The organism is Campylobacter felis (assembly GCF_030250085.1).
GTDB lineage: Bacteria > Campylobacterota > Campylobacteria > Campylobacterales > Campylobacteraceae > Campylobacter_D > Campylobacter_D upsaliensis.
Map to the genome: position 1 here is coordinate 76,357 of NZ_JANURX010000005.1, position 22,725 is coordinate 99,081.

22 protein-coding genes are annotated in these 22,725 nt (G+C 32.5%); 16 read left to right on the forward strand and 6 right to left on the reverse strand.

From position 1 onward, the window contains the following. Positions 1-10 precede the first annotated feature (10 nt). The 12 genes from pheS (at position 11) to abc-f (ending at position 14,424) form a co-directional block, all read left to right on the forward strand. Positions 11-1,003: a phenylalanine--tRNA ligase subunit alpha gene (gene pheS / locus NYG92_RS04220; protein ID WP_270976744.1), complete on the forward strand. Its 993-nt coding sequence runs from the start codon at positions 11-13 to the stop codon at positions 1,001-1,003. Further along, positions 1,000-3,321 carry a phenylalanine--tRNA ligase subunit beta gene (pheT, locus tag NYG92_RS04225; protein WP_289233620.1) on the forward strand — a complete coding sequence of 774 codons (2,322 nt, stop codon included), beginning with the start codon at positions 1,000-1,002 and terminating at the stop codon, positions 3,319-3,321. Before pheS ends, pheT begins: the two co-directional genes overlap by 4 nt. Continuing rightward, the gene (aroA, locus tag NYG92_RS04230) at positions 3,318-4,595 is read left to right on the forward strand and encodes a 3-phosphoshikimate 1-carboxyvinyltransferase (RefSeq protein WP_082200135.1); all 1,278 of its coding nucleotides are present in this window, start codon (positions 3,318-3,320) and stop codon (positions 4,593-4,595) included. Before pheT ends, aroA begins: the two co-directional genes overlap by 4 nt. After that, the gene (locus NYG92_RS04235; protein WP_139021402.1) at positions 4,585-5,439 is read left to right on the forward strand and encodes a 4-hydroxy-3-methylbut-2-enyl diphosphate reductase; all 855 of its coding nucleotides are present in this window, start codon (positions 4,585-4,587) and stop codon (positions 5,437-5,439) included. Before aroA ends, NYG92_RS04235 begins: the two co-directional genes overlap by 11 nt. Beyond that, the gene (locus NYG92_RS04240) at positions 5,430-6,335 is read left to right on the forward strand and encodes a phosphotransferase (RefSeq protein WP_289233621.1); all 906 of its coding nucleotides are present in this window, start codon (positions 5,430-5,432) and stop codon (positions 6,333-6,335) included. Before NYG92_RS04235 ends, NYG92_RS04240 begins: the two co-directional genes overlap by 10 nt. A gap of 17 nt (positions 6,336-6,352) precedes the next feature. Further along, a complete protein-coding gene (locus NYG92_RS04245) occupies positions 6,353-7,192 on the forward strand; it encodes a DMT family transporter (protein WP_270973763.1) in 840 nt (279 codons plus the stop codon). A gap of 70 nt (positions 7,193-7,262) precedes the next feature. Then, a complete protein-coding gene (locus NYG92_RS04250; protein ID WP_349252733.1) occupies positions 7,263-7,868 on the forward strand; it encodes a hypothetical protein in 606 nt (201 codons plus the stop codon). Beyond that, on the forward strand, positions 7,856-8,641 hold the full coding sequence (locus NYG92_RS04255; protein WP_289233623.1) for a LicD family protein: 786 nt from the start codon (positions 7,856-7,858) through the stop codon (positions 8,639-8,641). The genes NYG92_RS04250 and NYG92_RS04255 overlap by 13 nt, the downstream gene beginning before the upstream one ends. Before the next feature lie 100 nt (positions 8,642-8,741). Then, complete coding sequence (locus NYG92_RS04260; protein WP_289233624.1) at positions 8,742-10,415, forward strand: 30S ribosomal protein S1; 1,674 nt, start codon at positions 8,742-8,744, stop codon at positions 10,413-10,415. A 4-nt stretch (positions 10,416-10,419) separates the two neighbouring features. Beyond that, the gene (locus tag NYG92_RS04265; protein WP_004275021.1) at positions 10,420-10,902 is read left to right on the forward strand and encodes a hypothetical protein; all 483 of its coding nucleotides are present in this window, start codon (positions 10,420-10,422) and stop codon (positions 10,900-10,902) included. Beyond that, the gene (gene serA / locus NYG92_RS04270) at positions 10,899-12,482 is read left to right on the forward strand and encodes a phosphoglycerate dehydrogenase (protein ID WP_270976751.1); all 1,584 of its coding nucleotides are present in this window, start codon (positions 10,899-10,901) and stop codon (positions 12,480-12,482) included. Before NYG92_RS04265 ends, serA begins: the two co-directional genes overlap by 4 nt. 22 nt (positions 12,483-12,504) lie before the next feature. After that, entirely contained in the window at positions 12,505-14,424 is a 1,920-nt protein-coding gene (gene abc-f, locus NYG92_RS04275) for a ribosomal protection-like ABC-F family protein (protein ID WP_289233625.1), read from the forward strand. A gap of 16 nt (positions 14,425-14,440) precedes the next feature. Here the strand turns inward: abc-f and NYG92_RS04280 are convergent, their stop codons facing one another. The 4 genes from NYG92_RS04280 to pgp2 form a co-directional block, all read right to left on the reverse strand. Beyond that, the gene (locus NYG92_RS04280; RefSeq protein WP_289233626.1) at positions 14,441-15,901 is read right to left on the reverse strand and encodes an alanine/glycine:cation symporter family protein; all 1,461 of its coding nucleotides are present in this window, start codon (positions 15,899-15,901) and stop codon (positions 14,441-14,443) included. A gap of 98 nt (positions 15,902-15,999) precedes the next feature. Beyond that, complete coding sequence (locus NYG92_RS04285) at positions 16,000-16,464, reverse strand: tRNA (cytidine(34)-2'-O)-methyltransferase (RefSeq protein ID WP_289233627.1); 465 nt, start codon at positions 16,462-16,464, stop codon at positions 16,000-16,002. Continuing rightward, positions 16,464-17,447 (reverse strand): alanine racemase, encoded by a 984-nt coding sequence (locus tag NYG92_RS04290; protein WP_027303784.1) that lies wholly within the window; start codon positions 17,445-17,447, stop codon positions 16,464-16,466. Before NYG92_RS04290 ends, NYG92_RS04285 begins: the two co-directional genes overlap by 1 nt. Further along, positions 17,447-18,397: a cell shape-determining L,D-carboxypeptidase Pgp2 gene (gene pgp2, locus NYG92_RS04295; RefSeq protein WP_432264799.1), complete on the reverse strand. Its 951-nt coding sequence runs from the start codon at positions 18,395-18,397 to the stop codon at positions 17,447-17,449. The genes NYG92_RS04290 and pgp2 overlap by 1 nt, the downstream gene beginning before the upstream one ends. Positions 18,398-18,552: 155 nt before the next feature. On the opposite strand from pgp2, the gene NYG92_RS04300 reads away from it, so the two are divergent. From NYG92_RS04300 to NYG92_RS04310, 3 genes are read left to right on the forward strand one after another with little or no spacing between them, the layout of a single operon-like run. Next, entirely contained in the window at positions 18,553-18,972 is a 420-nt protein-coding gene (locus NYG92_RS04300) for a copper chaperone PCu(A)C (RefSeq protein ID WP_027303786.1), read from the forward strand. A gap of 3 nt (positions 18,973-18,975) precedes the next feature. Next, on the forward strand, positions 18,976-19,416 hold the full coding sequence (locus NYG92_RS04305; protein WP_270976758.1) for a hypothetical protein: 441 nt from the start codon (positions 18,976-18,978) through the stop codon (positions 19,414-19,416). Beyond that, positions 19,413-19,964, forward strand: coding sequence for an SCO family protein (locus NYG92_RS04310; protein WP_289233628.1), 552 nt, complete (start codon positions 19,413-19,415; stop codon positions 19,962-19,964). Before NYG92_RS04305 ends, NYG92_RS04310 begins: the two co-directional genes overlap by 4 nt. Before the next feature lie 38 nt (positions 19,965-20,002). Here the strand turns inward: NYG92_RS04310 and NYG92_RS04315 are convergent, their stop codons facing one another. Together NYG92_RS04315 and ciaB are read right to left on the reverse strand one after the other, a co-directional pair. After that, positions 20,003-20,299, reverse strand: coding sequence for an HU family DNA-binding protein (locus NYG92_RS04315; protein WP_027303789.1), 297 nt, complete (start codon positions 20,297-20,299; stop codon positions 20,003-20,005). A gap of 78 nt (positions 20,300-20,377) precedes the next feature. Next, the gene (gene ciaB, locus NYG92_RS04320; protein WP_289233629.1) at positions 20,378-22,237 is read right to left on the reverse strand and encodes an invasion protein CiaB; all 1,860 of its coding nucleotides are present in this window, start codon (positions 22,235-22,237) and stop codon (positions 20,378-20,380) included. A gap of 65 nt (positions 22,238-22,302) precedes the next feature. Here ciaB and NYG92_RS04325 point away from each other — a divergent pair, with 65 nt between their 5' ends. Further along, positions 22,303-22,716, forward strand: coding sequence for an acyl-CoA thioesterase (locus NYG92_RS04325; RefSeq protein ID WP_289233630.1), 414 nt, complete (start codon positions 22,303-22,305; stop codon positions 22,714-22,716). Positions 22,717-22,725 lie beyond the last annotated feature (9 nt).

Below are 22,725 nucleotides of genomic sequence, written 5' to 3' on the forward strand. Positions count from 1 at the left end.
AGGAAAAAAATTGCAAAAATTCATCGATGAAATACAAAAGGCTAAAACGCTAAGTAAACTGGAAAATCTTAGAATTTCCGTGCTTGGAAAAAAGGGTGTCCTAACGGCAGAATTTGCCAAACTTAAAGATTTAGAGGGAGAAGCAAAAAAAGAATTTGCGGCTAAAATTAACAATTTAAAGGAAGATTTTAATAAAGCTTTTGATGAAAAATTAAAAATTCTGCAAAATCTTGAAGTCAATGAAAAAATGCAAAAAGATGCCCTTCATTTTAGCTATTTTGATGAAAATACCCAAAAAGGGGCATTACATCCCGTTTTAAGCACTATGGATAAGATTATAGAATATTTTGTGGCACTGAATTTTAGCGTAGAAAAAGGACCATTGATTGAAGATGATTTTCACAATTTTGAAGCCCTAAATTTACCCAAATCTCACCCCGCAAGAGATATGCAAGATACTTTTTATTTTAATGACGAAAGACTTTTACGCACACATACATCTCCTGTGCAAATTCGCACTATGCTTTCGCAAAAACCACCTATTAGAATGATAGCACCTGGGGCTGTTTTTAGAAGAGATTTTGACCTTACACATACGCCTATGTTTCATCAAATCGAAGGCTTAGTGGTAGAAAATGGTCAAAAAGTGAGTTTTGCGAATTTAAAAAGCGTTTTGGAGGATTTTTTGCGTTATATGTTTGGTGAGGTTAAAGTGCGTTTTCGTCCTAGTTTTTTTCCCTTCACTGAACCTTCTGCTGAAGTAGATATTAGCTGTGTTTTTTGTAAGGGCTGTGGATGTAGAGTATGTAAAAACACAACTTGGCTTGAAGTGATGGGCTGTGGGGTGGTCGATCCTAATGTCTATCATTTTGTTGATTATAAAAATGTTAGCGGTTATGCTTTTGGACTTGGAGTAGAGCGTTTTGCTATGCTTTTACACCAAATCCCAGATTTACGCTCTTTATATGAGGGCGACTTAAGATTATTGGAGCAATTTCGATGATAATTACAAGAACTTGGTTGAGCGAGTGGGTTAATATTGACGATAAAAACTTAGAGCTTTTAGTCAAAACCCTAAATTCCATAGGTTTAGAAGTCGATAAAGCTTATAGTTTAAAAGCTCCAAATAATGTAGTCGTGGGTCAAGTCATAGAAAAATTCAAGCACGAAAATGCCGAAAAATTAAGCGTTTGTAAGGTCGATATTGGCACAGAAATTTTACAAATCGTCTGTGGGGCGGCTAATGTCGCACAAAATCAATTTGTCGCCGTAGCTTTAAATGGTGCTAAAATGCCAAATGGCTTAGAAATTAAAAAGGCAAAATTAAGAGGCGTAGAATCTAATGGTATGCTTTGCTCTAGCGTTGAGCTTGGCTTTGGCAAAACAAATGATGGAATTTTGGTTTTAGATGAGAGCATAGGTGAGCTTGAGCTAGGTAGAGAATTAAATAGCTATGATATTTTTAACGATGAATTCATAGAAATCGAACTAACGCCAAATAGAGGCGATTGCCTTAGTGTTTATGGTGTGGCTAGAGATTTAGCCGTAGCTTTAGAACTTGACCTAAATGAAAAAAAAGAATTTAAAGAAAGCGAAAATGCACTCGGCATAGGACGCATTTTAAGACTTGGTGTAACTAGAGATCTTAATAGCCTCCTTATGTATAGAGCTTTCGAGCTTAAGGAGGAATTACATAATAAACTCTTAATCAATCTAAGGCTCGCACAAGCCGAACTTTTAAGTCAAAATTCCATAGAAAATTTACTCAATTACGCCACACACTCAACGGGAGTTTTATTTAATGCTTATGATTTTGATAAGCTTGAAAAAAGCAATGATGAGCTAAATTTTACCCTCAGCAAAGAGACACAAGGCGAAAGCAAAATTAGTTGTCAGGAAGAATTTTTAAGCATTAGTGGAATTTATCAAAATAAAAAAATAAAATGCGATGAAAATACAAAACTGATTATTTTAGAGGCGCATTACACTGAGCCTAGCATCATCGCACAAAGTAAAAATAAATATAAAGAAATCGATGAAAAAACATTTTATAGAAGTTTTAGAGGTAGCGAACCTAAGCTAAATGTAGGAATGGACTTTTTACTACAACAAATTGCAAAAATTCCAAGTGTTATGATTTATAGCTCTTCCCAACAAGTTCTAGATTATAAAAAAGAGCAAATTATAGCTGTTAGCATAGAAACCATTAATAACACCATAGGACAAAGTATCGACAAAGATGAAATTTTAAAAATTCTTAAAAAACTAGGTTTTGAACTTCTGCTCACAAACGATGGACTAATCAATGTTAAAGTTCCATTACACCGCAGTGATATTAAAAATATCTTTGATATTTGCGAAGAAATTGTGCGTATCATAGGTATAGATAATATCGCCTCAAAAGGTTTGGAATTTGTAGAAAAAAATCATCTTAACGAAACTTATAAGGATTACAAAAAGCTTCTGGATTTACGCCAAAGCGCAGTAAATAACGGGTATTTTGAAAGCCTACACTATGTTTTGGATAATGAAAAAGAGCTTGAGGCTTTTGGTTTTGGGAAATTAAATTTAAAACTAATCAATCCCATAACAGAAGAATTAAACACTCTACGCTCCACACTTTTAAACCAGCTTTTAAACGCCGCAAGTCTTAATGCGAAAAATTCACAAAAAATCATCAAACTCTTTCAAAGTGGGGCGGTTTTTAACGCCAAAAATGAAGAGCTTCATCATCTAGCCTTTATCCATAGTGGCTTTAAAGAAGAGGCTAAAATTTCTAATAAAGCCAAGCCTACTTTAGTAAATTTTTATGATTTTCTTTTGGATATGAGAAATATTTTAGGTGCATTTGAGCTTAAAAATTCAAATTTTAGCTTTTTAAGCCCGTATGAGCAAGCTTATATTTATAAAAATAATCAAATCATAGGCTTTCTAGGAAGAGTGCATTTAAACTTAGAGGAGCAAAAAGATTTACCTAAGACTTATGTTTGTGAGCTTAATTTGGCACTTTTAAAAAATGAGATAAAAACCGCGAAGCCTTATTCTAAATTCCCAAAAGTTAGTAGGGATTTAAGCATACTTGTGCCTAAAAATTTCTCTTATGAAACCATAAAAGAAACTATAAAAAAACTTAATCTTGACCTTTTAGAAAATTTTAGACTCATTGATATTTACAGCGATGAAAATTTAAAAGACTCATATAGCTTAACCTTAAATTTTAATTTTAAATCTCTTGAAAAAACCTTAGAGGATAAAGAAGTCAATGCGTGTTTAGATACCATTTTAAAAGCACTCCAAGAACTAGGACTGAAACTAAGATGAAAATAAAAGCTCTTAACAAAGGCTTTAAAGCGGAGTTAGAGGACATCGCCACAGATAAGAGCATTAGCCACAGATTTGCCATTTTTGCACTTTTAAGCGATAAAACTAGTAGGGCGAAAAATTATCTTTTAGCAGAAGATACGCTAAATACACTCAAAATCATTGAAAATTTAGGCGCTAAAGTCGAAAGAAATGGCAGTGAAGTTTGCATTAGTCCTAGTGCTAAAATCAATGAACCTCCTTGCATTTTAGAATGTGGAAATTCTGGCACAGCTATGCGTTTAATGATAGGTTTTTTAGCTGGGATTGAGGGATTTTTCGTTTTAAGTGGAGATAAGTATCTAAACAAAAGACCTATGAAACGCATTTGTGAGCCTTTAAAAAAAATAGGAGCTAAAATTATGGGAAGAGAGGAGGCAAATTTTGCTCCGCTTTGCATTGAAGGACAGAAGCTCAAAAGTTTTAATTATACTAGTGAAATTTCCTCAGCTCAAGTTAAAACAGCGATGATTTTAGCGGGCTTTAGAGCTGATAAGGTAAGTTTTTTTAAAGAAAGCTTTTTAAGTCGCAATCACAGCGAAAATATGCTGACTTTTATGGAAGCACCACTAAAAATTCAAGGGACAAGCCTTGAAATTTCTCCTCTTCAAAAGCCTTTAAAGCCACTTAATATCACCATACCAAACGATCCTTCTTCGGTATTTTATTTTATTCTTGCCGCACTTATCTTGCCTAATTCGCAAATTTGTATCAAAAATGTGCTTTTAAACCCTACAAGAATCGAGGCTTATAAGATTTTGGAAAAAATGGGAGCAAACATTTCTTACCATTTTGACGAAGAAAATTTTGAAAAAATAGGGACAATTTACGCCTCAAGTAGCAAATTACAAGCAGTAGAAATAAGTGAAAACATCTCTTGGCTTATCGATGAAGCTCCAGCTCTTGCCATAGCTTTTGCTCTTGCAAATGGCACAAGTTTATTAAAAAATGCCAAAGAACTTCGCGTTAAAGAAAGCGATAGAATCAAAGCTATGGTTACAAATTTACAAAAGTGCGGCATCAAAGCAGAAGAGCTAGAAGATGGTTTTAAAATCACAGGTGGCACACCAAAATCTGCTTACATAGAAAGCTTTGGCGATCACCGTATTGCTATGAGTTTTGCGATTTTGGGTTTAGTTTGCTCTATGGAGATAGATGATTATTCTTGCATTGCCACTTCTTTTCCTAATTTTACAACCATACTCGAAAATTTGGGGGTGCAAATTGATTATTGAATTGGCAAAAAATTATGGCTTTTGTTTTGGTGTAAAAAGAGCCATTAAAAAAGCTGAACAAATTAAAAACGCCGCTAGTATAGGTCCTCTTATTCACAATAATGAAGAAATTTCACGCTTACAAAATGATTTTAATGTCAAAACTCTTCAAAGTATCAATGACCTAAGTAATGAAAAAAAGGCTATTATAAGAACTCACGGCATTACTAAACAAGATTTAGCCCTACTTAAGAGAAAAAATATAGAAATTTATGATGCCACCTGCCCCTTTGTAACAAAACCTCAACAACTTTGCGAAAAAATGAGCGATGAGGGCTATGAGGTCGTTATTTTTGGTGATGAAAATCATCCTGAAGTTAAGGGTGTAAAAAGCTATGTTAGCACGAAAGCTTATGTGATTTTAGATGAAAAAGAATTATACAACATCAAACTACCTAATAAAATCGCTGTCGTTTCTCAAACCACAAAAAAAGTGGAAAATTTTATGAAAATCGTCAATTATTTAATGCTTAAATGCAAAGAAGTTAGGGTATTTAACACCATTTGTGATGCAACTTTTAAAAATCAAGAAGCCATTTTAGAACTCTCTCAAAAAAGTGATGTGATGGTAGTTGTAGGAGGCAAAAACTCAGCCAACACCAAGCAACTTTTTCTCATCGCTAAACAACATTGCGAAAATAGCTATTTAATCGAAACTCAAGAAGAATTAAAAGCGGAGTGGTTTAAGGACAAAAAGCATTGTGGAGTAAGTGCTGGAGCTAGCACACCTGATTGGATTATCAAAAAAGTGCTTGAAAAATTAGAAGAAATTGCTAACGAATCTAAAGGCATAAAATGTCCGTAAATACACAAAAAATAGAAAATATCTTCACTCAAATTTTTAAAATCTCAAAAAAAGAGATATTTAGCATAGAAAAAATCGGCGGTATGACAAATCAAAATTATCTAGTCAAAATTGCTAAAATGGGGGGGGGGGGGGGTATAAATAGCTATTGTATAAGGCTTACAAATGATACGACAAACAAACTTATACAAAGAAATGATGAAAAACTTAACGACCATTTAGCAAGTAAAGCTAAATTTAGTATGGAAAGTGTTTATTTTGATGAAAAAAGTGGGATTAAAATTACCAAATTTTTAAATAATTCTCATACGCTCAATCACAAAAATATACAAGATAAAAATATCTTAAAACAAATCGCCTTAAAGCTTAAAGAACTACATCAAAGTAAATTAGAATTTAAAAACATTTTTAATATTTTTGATATTTATAAAAGATATTTTTCTTTGCTAAAACAAAAAGATATTTTTTATAAATATCACGAAAATATGGACTATATTTTAAAAGCTTTTGATAAGATTGATTTATATTTTCAACAAGAAAATATCAAGCTTTGCCCTTGTCATAACGACCTTGTTCCTGAAAACATTTTGATTAAAGATAGAATTTATTTGATTGATTGGGAGTATTCTGGTAAAAGTGATGCTTTATGGGAACTTGCTAATTTTATGATAGAAAGCAGGTTAAGCACTGATTTAAAAGAGATATTTTTACAAAGCTATTTTAAGCGTCAAATTAGTGCAAAAGAAACATTGCATCTTAGTTATTATGCCTTTTGTTGTGATGTTTTATGGACTCTTTGGACAGCTTTAAAAGAAGAAAATGGTGAATTTTATGGAAATTATGGCTTTATGAGAATAAATAGAGCATATAAACAATTAAAAAGCTTAAAATTATGAATAATTTAGGCTTAATTATGGGCATTTTATCAGGTCTTTTTTGGGCACTTAGTGGAATTTTTTATGTTAAAATTAACGAATTTAATAATGCTTCTCATCTCATCTTTATACTACTTTTTTGTATAGAATTTACCCCTTGGCTCTTTTTAACTTTTTCACTTTTATTTTTGAAAAAATATTTCGTTTTTGACATAAAGCTTATCTTAGCTTTCATCGCGGGCTTTATCGCAGGACCTGTGGCGATGTATTGTTATCTTAATTCTATTGTGTTGATAGGATTGAGTCTTAGTGCTTCCATTACAAGTTTATATCCTATATTTGCTACCTTTTTAGCGCTTATATTCTTAAAAGAAAGGTTAAATTTATTGGGTTTTTTGGGTATATTTTTAGCTTTTGGTGCTTTATTTTTACTTTTTTTTGAAAAATTTCATTCTCATCTTTTAGGATTAAGCCTAGCTTTTATTTGTGCTTTATCTTGGGGAACAGAGCTAATTTTAAGCTCACTTGTTTTAAAAAAAATACCAACAGCAAGTGTTTATTACGCAAGGCAAAGCGGCTCTAGCTTTGGTTATATTGTATTAATCTTAATTCAAAAACCAAATTTTATTTTACAAGATTTTATTTCTTTCAATTTTTTATTTGTATTATTTTTTCTCATTTTTTTCTGGGCTATGTCGTATTTTTTATACTATTTTACCATTGCAAAAATAGGAATCATCAAGGCTATGATGCTAAATGTTTCTTATGTGATATGGCTTGTTTTATTCGAACAAGAAATTGAATTTAAGCAAATGATTTTAATCTTTTTTATTTTTATTGGCATTAATTTAGTTTTATTTTCAAAAAGGAACAAATGATGAATGCGATTATTTTGGCTGCTGGTCTTGGAAGTAGGTTTAAAGAACTTTCAAAAAAACCCACAAAGCTTTGTTAAAAATACAAGGTATGGCTAACATAGAGCGAACCATCCTTTATCTTAGGGAAGCTAGGATTAATGAAATTTACATAGTTGTAGGACACTTAAAAGAGCAGTTTGAATATTTGAAAGAAAAATACGATGTGAAGTTAATTTTTAATGAAAATTATGAAAAATATAATAGCATTTATTCTTTTTACAAAATCAACGAATTTTTTAACGATAGCTTTGTGATTGATTGTGATGTGGTTTTAAATGAAAATATTTTTTTACAAAAGCAAAATTTTAGCACCTATTATTGCATATTAAGAAATGCTAAGGGTGAGTGGTATGTAAAATTAGAAAAAAATTTCATCATAAGCATCGATACTTCTTTATCAAATGGTTTAGCCTTGCTTGGAGTTTCTTATTTTTGTATGAGCGATTGCTTAAAAATAAGAGAAAATTTAAAGAAATTTCTAAAACCCATCTACTTGCTAAACAAAAAATTGTATTGGGATAATATCATTTTAGATATGCTTTCTAGCCTAAAAATACAAGCAAAAGAGGTTAAAAATTGCTACGAAATGGATAATTTAAAAGAATATAAGGAGATTTTAAAACAATGCAAGAAATAACTTTAGACGAGTATAAAAAAGCCTTGCTTCATTTGCTTGATTATTTTGATGCATTTTGCAAAAAGCATCAAATTAGCTATTCTTTAGGTGGTGGCACATTAATAGGAGCGGTAAGACACAAGGGCTTTATCCCTTGGGACGATGATATTGATATTTATATGTATCACAGCGAATATGAAAAATTTGTAAAACACTGGAAAGATACGCAAAACATTACTCTAGCGGGTTTATACGATAAAAATTATAGATGTTTTTGCTGTTTTGACAAAATTTACGATTCTAATTTTATATTTGAAGATTACACTCATCAATTTGGAAATCTCTTTTTAGATATTTTCATTTATGATTTTGTGCCTAATAATCCCAAATTTATCTACAAAAATATTCAAAAAATAAAATTTTTCAAAAAGCTTACTAGATCTTTTGTTAAACGCTCTCATAAACATGGCTTGATGAGGAGCATTTTTCTCTCTTGTGCCAAACTATTAGAAAAGAAGACCTTAAGTTTATTAGAAAAATGGCGTTTAACATACACCGATGCAAACTGCGAAAATATCGCTATTTTTATGAGTGAATATGCAAAATCAGAGCATTTTATTATGCCTAAGCAGTATTTTAGCAATGTCGTTTATCTCCCTTTTAAAGATAGAAAGTATCCTTGTATGAATAATTATGATGAGCATTTGAAAAAATATTATGGTGATTATATGAAATTACCTCCTATAAACGAAAGAGTTGCTCCCCATAGTTTCAAATATTATAAAGCAAATTGAAAAGGTGTTTAAAATTTGCGAAAAAATACGCAAAATTAACCCTTATTAACAAATTTTTAGATAAAATTTAGCATTTATTTAAATCAAAAAAAGGACCACGATGAACGAGGCGAACAAAAAAGTTCAAAATAATATAGAAGATCTTTTTGAGGAAGAAGAAGATTTTGGAAAGCTTTTGGATGCTTATGATAAATCCAAAGAAGAGGCGATTTTCGAAGGTAAAATAGTCGCCATTAAAAACGATGAAGTCTATGTAGATATAGGCAAAAAATCGGAAGGCTTGTTGGCTCTTGAAGAAATTCAAGATGACAAAGGAAATTTAATTTTTAATGTAGGCGATAGCATTAAGGTCGCTACTATGGGTTCTCGTGGTGGTAGAATTGTTGTTTCTCACAAAAAAGCTTTGAGAAAAGAGAAAGTTGTTGAATTCATTAAAAACTATAATGAAGAAAATGAAAACATTTTTGATGTCAAAATAATAAGCAAAAACAAAGGCGGACTTGTCGCTGTTGATAATGATGGCGTGGAATTTTTCATCCCTAAATCCCAATACGGCTTTAAAGACTCAAATAATCCTATTGGTAAAAATTTTAAAGTCAAAATAATCAAAGTTGATAAAGAAGAGCAAAGCATTGTGGCTTCTAGAAAAAGGGTTTTAGAAGATGAAAGAAAAAAACGCAAAGAAATCATTAGCGAAATTTTAGACAAAAACGAACTTATCGAAGGACTTGTGAAAAAAATCACCACTTATGGTATGTTTGTTGATGTAGGTGGTATAGACGGGCTTGTGCATTATAGTGAAATTTCATATAAGGGTCCTGTAAATCCTAGCTCTCTCTACAAAGAGGGCGATAAAGTGCCGGTTAAGATCATTAAATATGATAAGGACAAAAAACACCTCTCCTTATCGATAAAAGCAGCCTTGCCAGATCCTTGGAGCGAGATAAAAGATAGCTTGGAGGTTGGAGATACGATTAAGGTTGTCGTTTCAAATATCGAGCCTTATGGGGCTTTTGTGGATTTGGGTAATGACATTGAGGGTTTTTTACATATAAGTGAAATTTCTTGGGATAAAAATATAAAAAATCCTAAAGATTATATTAGCAAAGGTGAAGAAATTGATGTTGAGGTTATAGAGATTAACTCAAATGAAAGAAGATTAAGGGTTTCTCTTAGAAATTTACTTTCTAAACCTTTTGACGAATTTAGTAAAACGCATAAAATTGGTGATATAACTCAAGGAATTGTTACTTCCATTACCGCTTTTGGTGCTTTTGTAAAAATTGACAATGTTGAAGGGCTTTTACACAATGAAGATGCCTCTTGGGATAGAAACGATAAATGCAAAGAACTTTTTAAAATCGGCGATGAAATTAAAGTAAAAATTATCAAAATTGACGAAGATAATCAAAAAATTTCACTCAGCACGAAAGAATTAAAAAATAGCCCTATTCAAGAATATGCCAAAATTCACAAAGTCGGTGATGTAGTCAAAGGTATAATTCGAGACATAAAAGACTTTGGAATATTTGTGGAGCTTAGCGAAAATGTAGATGCGTTAATTCACAAAGAAGATATTAGTTCGGCTATGCTAGAAACTTTAAAAATTGACGATGAAATAGAGGCAGCTATTGCCTTTATTGATGAAAAGAAAAATAGAATTCGTCTAAGTGTGAAAAATTTATTAAGGCTTAAAGAAAGAGAAGCCTTAAATGAAATCAATGGCGATGATAAAATGACTTTAGGCGATATCATCAAAGAACAGCTATCGTAAAAATATGAAAAAATACGCCCTCATAGGCATTTTAAGCGTTTTAACGCTTATTTTGCTTATTGTTATTTTTGTTTTATTATGGAATTTTAAATCAGATTCTGATTTTTTTCCGCAATTCATAAAAGAAAATAACACCACAAAAGCCGTTTTAGACAAAACTAAAACTTGGCAACAAGAACTTGCAATGTGGCCTGTAAAGGACTTTACTCCAGCAGCGGAACAATTTCGCTTATATTTTGATGCGGATACAAGTGAGCTTAAAGAAAAAAATAAATATTATCAGCTCATTATCAATAAATACGACATTTACTCTATGTTTTGCTTAAGACAAACGCTTGATTCTTTTAAGGTTAAATACTTTTTACTAAAATCCATAGAAAGCCCCGAAATTTTCTTAGATACAGACAATCAAAAACTTATAGAAGAAATCATAAATGAACTTAAAAAATATAAAATTAACACTCAAGCAAAGGAGATTTGGTTATGAAAAAAAAAATTATAGTATGCGATGCTATCTTAGATAAAGGTGTGCAACTTTTAAGAGAAGCAGAAGACATAGAGCTAATTGAAGCAGCTAAAGTGCCTAAAGATAAGCTTTTGGCTATGCTAGAAGATGTTGAAGTTGCTATTACAAGAAGCTCAACAGATGTTGATGATGCTTTTCTTAAACACGCCAAAAAGCTTAAAGCTCTCGTTCGAGCTGGTGTTGGCGTTGATAATGTCGATATTCCAAACTGCTCTAAACAAGGCGTTATAGTTATGAATGTCCCAACAGCCAACACCATAGCAGCTGTTGAGCTTACTATGGCACATCTTATCACCTCAGCAAGATCCTTTGTAAATGCACATAATTTCCTTAAAATCGAAAGAAAATGGGAGAGAGAAAAATGGTATGGCATAGAACTTAAGGGCAAAACTTTGGGCATTATAGGCTTTGGTAATATAGGCTCAAGAGTTGCTATTCGCGCTAAGGCTTTTGGTATGAAAATTTTAGCTTATGACCCTTACATTGGTGCTTCCAAAATCACAGATTTAGGCATGAAGCAAGCAAAACATTTAGATGAAATTCTTACCCAAAGTGATTTCATTACAATTCATACTCCAAAAACAAAAGAAACAAATGGTATGATAGGCAGCAAAGAAATCGCAAAAATGAAAGATAAGGTTAGATTAATCAATTGTGCAAGAGGGGGTTTATATACAGAAGATGCGTTATGCGAAGGGCTTAAAAGTGGTAAAATCGCTTGGCTTGGAATTGATGTATTTGACAAAGAGCCAGCCATAAATCACCCTCTTTTGGACTTTGAAAATGTCTCCGTTACCTCTCATCTTGGTGCAAATACCTTAGAAAGTCAAGAAAATATAGCCATAGAGGCGTGTGAACAAGCCTTAAATGCCGCTAGAGGTGTGGCTTATCCAAATGCTTTAAATTTGCCTATTAAAACGGAAGATTTGCCACCTTTTGTTGAGCCTTACATCGAGCTTATATCCAAAATGGCATTTTTAGCCGTGCAAATTGACAAAAGTCCCGTTAAATCCATAAAAATCGAAGCTGAGGGCAATATAAGTGATTATGCAAATTCTATGCTAACTTTTGCAACAGTTGGTGCATTAAGTGGAATTTTGGGAGAGAATATTAATTATGTTAATGCTGAATTTGTTGCTAAAGAAAAAGGCATAGAGCTTTCTTGTGAAACCCTACCAAATAGTGGCTACAATAATAAACTAAGCGTAAAAATAACAACAGATAATTCAAGCGTTATTGTCTCTGGCACGGTTTTTAACGAAAATGAGCAAAGAATAGTGGGCTTAAATGGCTTTAAAACAGATTTTAAGCCAAAGGGCAAAATGCTTATTTTTAAAAATAAAGATATTCCGGGAGTTATTTCAAAAATAAGCTCCACGCTCGCAGCACAAAACATTAATATAGCAGATTTTAGACTAGGACGCGATGGCTTTGGCTATGCTTTAGCTGTTGTTTTGGTCGATGAAGTGATTTCCAAAGAAGTTTTAGATGAGCTTAATAAACTCGAAGTTTGCGTCTTTGTTCAATATGTAGAAATTTAATTTATGTGCGTATAGGACGCAAATGGCACTCATTGACATTATTGAAGCGAGTAAAAAATTTGGCGAAAAGACTATTTTAGACAATGTTAGCTTTAGCGTTAATGAAAATGAGAAAATTGCTATTATAGGTAAAAATGGCGAGGGAAAATCAACCCTACTCAAAACACTTTTAGGCGTTCTCAATTTAGATAGCGGTAGAATTATAAGGCAAAATCATAAAAGCATTGCCCTACTTTCACAAAATGTAAATTTTGACAGCGATTTAAGCGTAAAAGAAGCGATAGAAAAAGAACTCAATGAAATTTATGAAGCCTTGCAAAATTATGAAAAACTCCAAAATGCTTTAGAAAAAAGTCAAGATAAATCCTTGCTTAATGAGATGGATAGCGTTATTAATTTCATAGAAAGCAAAGACGCGTGGAATATAGATCATAAAATATCGCGTTTTCTTAAAGAATTTAAATTAGACAGCTATCAAAATAGAAGCCTCTCAACACTAAGTGGCGGAGAAATACGACGCGTTGGACTTTGCATACTCTTACTGCAAAATCCAGACATCCTACTTCTTGATGAGCCTACAAATCATTTAGATGTTTATATGTGTTCTTTTTTAGAAAATTTATTAAAAAATTCCAAGATGTGCGTCATTTTCATCTCGCACGATCGATACTTTATCGACGAAGTGGCTGAAAAATGCTTAGAGATAGAAAATGGAAAAATACGCATTTTTAGAGGTGGCTATACGCATTATTTAGAGAAAAAAGCCGAACTTTTAGCTTCACTTTCTAAAAGCCACGAAACTCTACTCAAACAACTCAAAAGCGAAGAAGAGTGGCTAAGAAGAGGGGTAAAGGCGCGTTTAAAACGCAATGAGGGTCGCAAAGAAAGACTTTTTAAAATGCGAGAACTTGCTAAAAAAAATCCAAGTGAAATAAGAAAAATAAGACTTGAAATAGAAAGAGCAAATCTAAATTTCAATCAAACTCAAAGCACAAATCGTAAAAAAATGCTTTTTGAGCTTAAAAATCTTAATTTGAGTTTTGGTGCAAAAAAGCTTTTTTCAAATTTTAGTGCAAGAATTTTACAGGGCGAAAGAATAGGAATAGTAGGACGCAATGGTAGTGGAAAATCAAGCTTTTTAAAACTTCTTTTAGGTGAGATTAAGGCTGATGCAGGAGAGCTTAAAAGGGGAGATTTACAAATAGGCTATTTTGATCAAGCTAGAAATTTAATCGATGAAAATAAAAGCTTGATGGAAATTTTTTGCCCAAATGGAGGCGATAGGGTGGAGGTAAGAGGAAAAAATATGCATATCTTTGGCTACCTTAAAAGCTTTTTATTTCCTAAAGAATACTTAGATAAAAGTGTCGCTTTGCTAAGTGGAGGTGAGAAAAATCGCCTCGCTTTAGCCTTACTTTTTACTAAAGAATATGATGTTTTAATACTTGATGAACCTACAAATGACCTTGATATAGCGACTATTAATATTTTGGAAGAATATTTGCAAAATTATGAAGGGGCTATTTTGCTAGTCAGTCACGATCGCTATTTTGTTGATAAAATTTCTACAAAAATTTACGCCTTTGAAAATGAAAGCATTGAAGTGCTACATATACCTTATACGCAGTATTTAGAAAACGAGAAGGAATTAAAAGAATTTGACGAATTTTTAAAACTTAATGAGAAAAATTATGCCGCAAAAGAAAAAACAAACAAAAAACTAAGTTATAAAGAAAATGAAATTCTACAAAAACACCCAGAAAAAATAGAACAATTAGAATATGAAATTAAAGAATTGCAAAACGCTCTTTCTAATCCGCAAATTTATGAAAAGCTTGGAATTGATAATCTTTACAAACAGCTTGAAGAGGTTCAAAAAACACTAGAAATTTTAGAAAATGAATACTTTCTTGTTTTGGAAAAAAGCGAAAGGGAAGCTTAGCATCCCCTTTCTTCTATCAATCCCAACATTCAGCATTTTTAATGCCAAGTTTTGAAGCACTAAAGCTAGGATCAAGTCCTGCTCTTTTTTGTGTCGTATAATCATTAAGCACTTTTGAAACAATACCACCTAAAAGTAGTAAGGATATAATGTTAGTCGTAGCCATAAAAGCCATCGTTAAATCCGCCAAACTCCAAGCGAGTTTTAAGTCCATTTGTGCACCAATGAAAATCATCGCCACAGCAGTGATCCTAAATAAATTCATTACAAATTTAGAATCTGTGAGGTATTTAACATTAGCTTGTGCGTAATAATAATTTCCTATCAAAGAAGTAATCGCAAAAAGCACGATAGCAACACTAACAAAATGAATTCCAAAGCTACCATAATACTCCCTCATCGCTTCTTGCACTAAAGGCATAGCAGTAAGCAAAGGCTTTCCATCTGCTCCTACATTAAAATATGCCATAGAAAAAAGCACCAAAAAGCCTGAAGCCGTGCAGATAATAAGGTCAATTAAGACGGCAAAAGCTTGAATTATCCCTTGTTTGGCAGGGTGATTTGTAAGCGCAGAGGCGGCAGCATTTGGGGCTGAACCCATACCTGCTTCATTTGAAAAAAGTCCTCTTTTAATCCCTATAACCAAAGCCGAACCTGCAAAACCACCAAAAATCGCCTTAAAATCAAAAGCACTTTCAAAAATAAGGCTCAAAACGGAAGGAATTTTTTCTAAATTCATACATACAGCAATTAAAGAAAGTCCTATATAAGCTAAAGCCATAAAAGGCACGATGACTGAACTTACCTTGCCTATTTTAGTGTGATGAGAAAAAAACATCCAAAGACCAAATAAAGCTAAAATTGTCCCTATAATAACGGGCCAAGAGCTTTGTGCAAAAGTTTGAGTGGCGTTTGGATTAAACATATTATAATAAATTTCAAAAGAAGAAGTCATAGTTTGACTTTGAAGACCATTAAAGCCGTAAGCATAAGTGATGATTAAGATAATGGCAAAAAACGCTCCAAGCCATTTAAGTCCTAATGCTTTTTTTATGTAATAAGCAGGACCACCCTTATAGCCTCCTCTTGAATCTTTTGATTTATAAACCTGTGCCAAAGTGCTTTCCGCAAAAGCTGAAGCTCCTCCAAAAAACGCCATAGCCCACATCCAAAATATAGCCCCAGCCCCACCTAAGGTTAGTGCAGTCGCTATACCTGCGATATTTCCTATGCCTACTCTTGAAGCCGTTGAAATCATTAGAGCTTGAAAGGGTGAGATGTGTTCTTTAGTGTGTCCGTCATTTTTTTCCGTTAAAATGCTAAAAACTGAGCCTAGCATTCTAAACTGCACGAAGCCTGTCAAAAAGCTATAATAAATCCCACATACTATCAAAATGACAACCATCATTGTGTCAGTATAAGGGATAATATGCGTTGCGCTTGATAAAAAATCAAGCAAAGGCTTTAAAATATCCATTAAAACTCCTTTAATAAAGATAAAATTAATTTTAACATTAAGATTTAAAAAAATGGCTTATTTTCCAAATTTAAATAATTCGCTGTGTCAATTTGAAACTAATTAAAAAAATTAAAATTTTGCCTCAAAGCCTCATAAGCAATAATTCCAACACTTGTAGCTAAATTTAAACTTCTGCCATAAGGCTTCATCGGTATGGTTATTTGATGTGCCTCATTAAGATTCATCAACTCATTTGGCAGCCCAAAACTCTCACTTCCAAAAAATAAAAAATCCCCAGCCCTAAATTTCACACTAAAATAAGGCTTTTTGCTTTTAGTTGTCGCAAAGAAAAAATGCTCTTTACATTGCAAATTTGATCCCAAAAATTCCTCCAAACTCTCCCAAATTATAGGTTCAAGCTTGTCCCAATAATCAAGCCCCGCTCTTTTCACTGCCTTCTCACTCAAATCAAAAACGCAAGGTTTAATAATGTGAAGCTTAAAGCCTGCATTAAAGCACATTCTGCCTATACTGCCAGTATTTTGCGGAATTCTAGGATGAACTAGGACGATATGAAACATTAAACAAGCACTCTTTTAATATTAGCGTTAAGCTTCACTAAAATTTCATAGTTTATAGTATGAAAAAAATCAGCCCATAAATTCGCATCATCAAGCACACAAATTTCCTCTCCACTATCTTCACAAGAAAAGCTATCCATAGACATTTTGCCCAACATTTCCTTGCCATTAGCAAGCTTTAATTGCCCTTTGCCATCGTAACGAAAAAGCCCATCCGCATAGCCCAAATCATAAGTAGCTATTTGAAGTGGCTCGTTTGCCACATAAGCTCCACCATAACCCACACTTTGCCCTTTTTCAAGCACTCTTGAGCTTAATTTGTGTGCGTAAAGTCTTAAAACTTTTTTAAGCCCCTTATCTCCGTAACCAAATTGCACAAGTCCCACTCTACACATTTCATCTTGTGGCATTTTTCCTCTAAAAAGTGCGGAGGAATTGAAAGAGTGAAAAATTAAAGTTTCTTGCGTAAAATTTTTAATGATTTTTTTAGCTTTTTGAAAATTGTATTTTTGCGTAAAATAGCTAGCGTCAAGCTCGTCAGCCGACATAAAGTGCGTAAAAGCGCCCTCTAAATTCAAATGGCAAAGCTCTTTTAAAAATTTTTCCAAGCCATTTACATCTATACCATTTCTATGCATATTTGTGTCTATTTTAAGGTGAATGCGTGTATTTTTTTTAAATTTTGCAAAACTAGAAGGCTCATTTAAAGCATAAATAAAATTAAGATTTTCATTTCCTGTGGGTCTGTGTGAAAGGATTAGTATATTATCAAAATATTTTTCTAGTAAATATGCTTCATTTTCATCTTTTACAGCTACAAAATTTACCCCGCAAGCTTTAGCCACAGGGGCTAAGAGACAAATTCCATGCCCATAGGCATTATCCTTAAAAACACAAATAAGTTTATCATAGCCACCAGCTCTAGTAGCTATGTAGGAGAGATTATGTTTGTAAGCATTTGAATCTAATGTGATTAAAGACATTATTGTTCTGCTAAAATTTTCATTTTACCTTTTTTATCAAGCTTAACATAAAGAATTTTATTGCCCTTAAATTGATAATTTTTTGTATAATAATCCTCGTAAAAAGAAATTCTATACATTTTTTCATCTTTCAAATTTGGATAAGGGCTAATATCAATATTAGAAAATTTAATGATCTTATGCTCTCTTCTTGCAAAAATAATCTTTTTCATTGAAGCAAATTGTGAAAAACTACTTTTATCAAAACGCTTAAAATCTTTTTTATCATAAAAAGCTAAGTATGCATTGACATCACTCACTGTCCAAGCATATTTCCAAGCAAATAAATCAGCCATTAATGAGGCAATTTCTTCTTTTTTAGCTCTAACACTATCTTTTTCCTCTGTCAAAACATAGACTTTTTTACCTGCCACAACCTTAGCAAAGTCTTCTAATTTATCATTAAATAAAGCAATGCAACCTCTTGTTTTAAACTCATCTAATCTCGTCCCATCAAGAGGATAGCCGTGTATCCAAATGCCTCCCCCCGTTTTATCTTGCACCTTGTCAAGTAGATTAGGATAGCTTGTAGCAAAAGCAAAAGGTCCATAATATTGATCTCCGGGGCTAAATTTCATCCCAAGCTCGTAAAAGCCCACAGGAGTCTTTAAATCGCCTTCTTTTTCCTTATCGCCCATAAGTCCAGTAATTACTTCCTTTTGCTCAAATTCCTTTTTAATCTTACCATTTGTGTAGGAAAAAACTTTTAAGATTTTATCATTTTTGTTTGTTTTAACTATCATAACATCTTGAGTATAGTAGCCAAGACTTAAATTTTTATCTCCCAATTCTTCAAGCCAAAAGTCCTTATTTCCAAGCTCTCTTTCTATCGCAGCGCCTACGGCATCCAAACCATTATTTAAATATATCTTCACCAAATCAGAAGCACTCAAGCTTGATAAAAAAGCCATAAAAACTAGCAAAAATCTCAAAATATTTCCTTAAAAATTAAATTTCAAAAGTGGAATTATAATATTTTTTTCTTAAAAAATATTAATGATTTACGACATTATAAAGCTTTTTTGCTATACTCGACACTTAAAAAACATTATATTTGGAGATGACAATGCTAAGCAAAAAAATTTTTATTTTAAGTCTTCTTGGCTTAAGCTTAAGTGCCACAGAAATCGAAATTAGCAATGCTTACATTAAACAAACTCCGCCAAATTCTAAAAATACAGCCATTTTTCTTACCCTTACCAACAAAGGCGCGAAAGAAATCGCTCTCATAAATGCACAAAGTGATTTAAGTGATAAAATAGAGCTTCACACACATATCCACAAAGATAAAAAAATGTCTATGATACAAATTCCTAAAATTACAATTGAACCTAATTCTACTACCGAATTAAAACCGGGCTCTTATCATATAATGCTTTTTGATTTAAAAAATCCCATAAATGCCGATACTAAAGCAAATTTAACGCTTTATTTTGATAATAATACTAGCTTAAAAGTCGAGCAAATTCCATCTAAAAAGCTCTAAATTTTGAAAAAATTTTTTTTTATTTTTGGCTTTGCGTTTATTTTGCTAGGTTCTTATCTTTACCTTAAATTTGATTTTGATAAAGATAAAAAATTGACCGATGCTAACGCTCCTTTGACTTGCGATTTAAATATTGAAGATTGTATTTTTAATTTTAATAATAAAAAAATTCGTATTTTTTTAAATCCAAAACCTCTACAAGCTATGCAAGAGCTTCATTTAAAGATAGAAAATTTAGATTTTTATAAAAATTTAAGCCTTAAAATTTATGGTTTAAATATGTTTATGGGAGAAATAAAACCGCGTCTTATTTACAAAAATTCACACTACGAAGCCAAAATTCTTTTAAGTGCTTGCACGCTTGACACTATGCGTTATAGAGCGCAATTTTTTAAAGACGATAAGCCTTTGGGCTTTCATTTTGATTTTGAGTTAAGACGATGAAAAAAATTATTTTTATTTTAGTTTTTTGCTTTATTTTGGGCTTTGGTTATTTTTTTTATCCTAGTCAAAATTATGATTTTTCCTTACGCTCAAGCTTCTCACATCACACAAGCTTGAAAGATTTTAGAGGTGAAAAATTGATTATATATTTTGGTTATACTTTTTGTTCGGACATTTGTCCGGGCACACTTTCTTTACTTGCCTTAGCTTTAGATAAAATGAAAAATAAACCTCATCTTCTTTTTATCAGTCTTGATATTAAAAGAGATAAAGACCCTGCCAAACTTGAAGAGTGGCTTAAATATTTTTACCCAAATTCCACCGCTCTCATCGCTAAAGATGAAAAAAGTTTAAAAAAACTAACAAAAAACTATGGAGTTTTGTATGAAGAGATTGACCTTAAAGACTCTTTTATGCAATATTCCATAGCTCACAGTAACGAGCTTTACCTATTTGATGAAAAGGGACATTTTAAAGGTTCTATAAATGATCTAAGTCAAAAGGAACTTTCAAAAGCTTTAAATGAATTTTTAGAAGATAAAAAATGAAATTTGAGTGAGCTAAGGCTGAAAATTCAGCCTTATAATTATTTTTTCTTTTTTCCAGCTTTAGCAGCAACTGCTTCTTTAAGATTTTTACCTACCTTAAATTTAGCAACTCTAGTCGCAGGAACTTTAATTGTCTTACCTGTGCTTGGTACTCTAGCCTCTCTAGCAGCTCTTTCAGTGGTTGAAAATGTTCCAAAACCAATAAAACTAATGCTATCGCCCTTAGCTAAAACTTCAGTGATAGTAGAGATTACCGCATCTGTCGCAGCACCTGCATCTTTTTTTGTAAGCCCAGCATTTTGAGCAACCTGTGAAATGAAATCTGCCTTAGTCATTTAAGACTCCTTTTAAATTGATTTAAAACGCCTAATTCTAGCACACTTTAAACAAAATAGCAAGAAAAAAGGCTATTTTTAGGCTTTTTTCTTCATTTTTTCATCATTTTTCCTAGTGTAGCGCTCAAATTCTCCACTTTCATCAAGCTCATTGCCGATTTTTTCATAAAGAGCATAATAAAATTTCACAAATTCCCTACATTCACTATGTTTAGGTAAAAAAACCTCATTTTCTAAAACACAAAAAATATCTAAAAATTCTTTAGCATCAAGTCTAAGTGCATAATGCTTGGCTAAGGCATGGTAAGTTTGCAAACAAAGCTTTTTAAATGCTTCGTAAGCTTGAGTGCTAAAGTCTATCTTTAAATTTTCTTGCTTAAATTCCAAAACTCCGCTTTGAAACAATAAACAAAGATGAATCAATCCCTCCGTATAATAAGCCTTAACTTCTTCAACCTTTTGCCACGCTATTAGCCCCACAGCTCTTTTAATGAGTTCGTGAAAAACAGGCATTTTAAGCTCTTCTTCCTCATGATAGAAAAAATTCACAAGCCCACCACAAGTAGCCTTGTATTCCTCGATATTTTTGAAAAATCCACTTTGATTCATCAATTTTTCACTATCTTTTGCGATAAAAAAGATATGTCCGTATTCGTGTCCTATGGTTGAAATTTCATAAATTCTTTTCCAAAGCTTTTCATTATAAAATAAAATATCACGCCCATAAGTTAAAAATTCCTTATCGAAAATTTCACTTGCCATTTTCATAAAGGGCTTTGTTTTGCTATTTTCATACACAAAATTTAAAAAAGCAAAGATTTTTTTACCTGCTTTTGAGCTGACAAATTCATCGTTTGGCACAACTTGTGCTGAAAAAAGCCCCTTTAACTCCGCTCCATAATAAATCATCGGCAGACAAATATAAAGCTGAGTTTTGTCTATATTTTCGCACACTTCTTTTCTTAAATTTTCATCCTCAATGCCAATATTTTCATATATTCTTAAAAAAGTTTTCTTAATATTTTGTGCAAATTCTTGTCCATTGAATTCGCTAGCATCACTTAGTCTAATATCCCACTCTAACGCCACTGCGTGCGTGTATTGATCCTCATAATACTCAAGCGGATGTCCTACTTGCAAAGGCGATTTAACCCTCATCCAAGCAAATTCAGCCTCCTGCCACGCGGCAATAACTCTCTCATCTTCCTTCTCACAAAAGGCATTTTTAAGCTTTTCAAAATACTCTATATAAGCAAATTCTTCTTCATTTTGTGCGAAAACTCGCAATTTTTCAATCATACTTTCAAAAGCAAATTCTAAGCGTAAAATTTCATTTTCAAAAAATCTAGCATAAGGAACAAAACGCCACAAAGAGCCTATTTTAACAATAACCCCATAACTTCTTTCGCAAATTTCACCAAAATTATCCACTTGATAAAGTTTATTTTTACGCAAAAACTCAAGCGCATCTTCTAAATTTGAAAAGCTTGATTTTAGCATTTTATTATTTTTTTCTATAATTTCTTTAGTCCAAACAATTTCAAAGTCATTTATCACAAGTCCCACACTATGAACGCCTTCAACTAAGGCTTGATAAAAATCATTTAAAAGCCTTTTTTCCTTTACTTCTTCTATGAATTCTTTATGTTCTCGCTCATAAAATTTTCTCACCTCTTCATAAAGAGCGTGTTTAATCTTTGTAATTTTCTCTTCTTTGACTCCTCTTTTTTCCAATTCTTTTACCAAATTTTCCTCTTTTAAATCAACCAAACGCCGCAAAATAGCTAGCAAAGCACTTTTTTCATATTCTAAACCGCTACTTTTTAAAAGTCCCTCCAAAAATTCGTTTTTTTCTTCGCTTTCTAAAAAATGATAAAGTCCATTGATTTTATCTCTACGCTTTTTGGCAAGTTTTGCGATTTCTTTAAAATCATTCATTTAATTCTCCTAAGCCTATTAACTTTTTTAATTATAATTTTCTTTTTAAAACAAGGAGTAATCATATGAAAGATATGGGAGAGCCAAAGCTTAAAATAGTCGCCATGCCAAGCGATACTAATCCTGCGGGCAATATTTTTGGCGGCTGGATCTTGTCGCAAATTGACCTTGCTGGAGCCATCGCCGCAAGAGAACTCGCGCCAGAAAGAGTCGTAACCATCTCAATGGACAAGGTCGTTTTCAAGCAGCCTGTTTTTGTGGGCGATATACTTTCTTGCTATGCGAAAATTCTCAACGTAGGCAACACCTCCATCAATGTCCGAGTTGAAGTTGTCGTCCAAAGGATCGATGAGCTAGGCTGTGCCTCCTGCATACGCGTAACCTCAGCTCTGGTAAGCTATGTGAGTGTGGATAAGGGGGGCAAAAAAAAGCCTATCAGTAGTGAGCTAAAAAAAATTCACGGCTTTTTAGCTGAGTGATTGTCTAGC

Coding starts and splice junctions, on each gene's coding strand:
- pheT (WP_289233620.1), top strand. CDS start 1,000: ATGATAATTACAAGAACTTGGTTGAGCGAGTGGGTTAATATTGACGAT.
- NYG92_RS04265 (WP_004275021.1), top strand. CDS start 10,420: ATGAAAAAATACGCCCTCATAGGCATTTTAAGCGTTTTAACGCTTATT.
- NYG92_RS04260 (WP_289233624.1), top strand. CDS start 8,742: ATGAACGAGGCGAACAAAAAAGTTCAAAATAATATAGAAGATCTTTTT.
- NYG92_RS04300 (WP_027303786.1), top strand. CDS start 18,553: ATGCTAAGCAAAAAAATTTTTATTTTAAGTCTTCTTGGCTTAAGCTTA.
- pgp2 (WP_432264799.1), bottom strand. CDS start 18,397: ATGGCTTTTTTATCAAGCTTGAGTGCTTCTGATTTGGTGAAGATATAT.
- ciaB (WP_289233629.1), bottom strand. CDS start 22,237: ATGAATGATTTTAAAGAAATCGCAAAACTTGCCAAAAAGCGTAGAGAT.
- NYG92_RS04285 (WP_289233627.1), bottom strand. CDS start 16,464: ATGTTTCATATCGTCCTAGTTCATCCTAGAATTCCGCAAAATACTGGC.
- NYG92_RS04255 (WP_289233623.1), top strand. CDS start 7,856: ATGCAAGAAATAACTTTAGACGAGTATAAAAAAGCCTTGCTTCATTTG.
- NYG92_RS04290 (WP_027303784.1), bottom strand. CDS start 17,447: ATGTCTTTAATCACATTAGATTCAAATGCTTACAAACATAATCTCTCC.
- NYG92_RS04280 (WP_289233626.1), bottom strand. CDS start 15,901: ATGGATATTTTAAAGCCTTTGCTTGATTTTTTATCAAGCGCAACGCAT.
- NYG92_RS04240 (WP_289233621.1), top strand. CDS start 5,430: ATGTCCGTAAATACACAAAAAATAGAAAATATCTTCACTCAAATTTTT.
- aroA (WP_082200135.1), top strand. CDS start 3,318: ATGAAAATAAAAGCTCTTAACAAAGGCTTTAAAGCGGAGTTAGAGGAC.
- abc-f (WP_289233625.1), top strand. CDS start 12,505: ATGGCACTCATTGACATTATTGAAGCGAGTAAAAAATTTGGCGAAAAG.
- NYG92_RS04310 (WP_289233628.1), top strand. CDS start 19,413: ATGAAAAAAATTATTTTTATTTTAGTTTTTTGCTTTATTTTGGGCTTT.
- NYG92_RS04325 (WP_289233630.1), top strand. CDS start 22,303: ATGAAAGATATGGGAGAGCCAAAGCTTAAAATAGTCGCCATGCCAAGC.
- NYG92_RS04315 (WP_027303789.1), bottom strand. CDS start 20,299: ATGACTAAGGCAGATTTCATTTCACAGGTTGCTCAAAATGCTGGGCTT.
- serA (WP_270976751.1), top strand. CDS start 10,899: ATGAAAAAAAAAATTATAGTATGCGATGCTATCTTAGATAAAGGTGTG.
- NYG92_RS04245 (WP_270973763.1), top strand. CDS start 6,353: ATGGGCATTTTATCAGGTCTTTTTTGGGCACTTAGTGGAATTTTTTAT.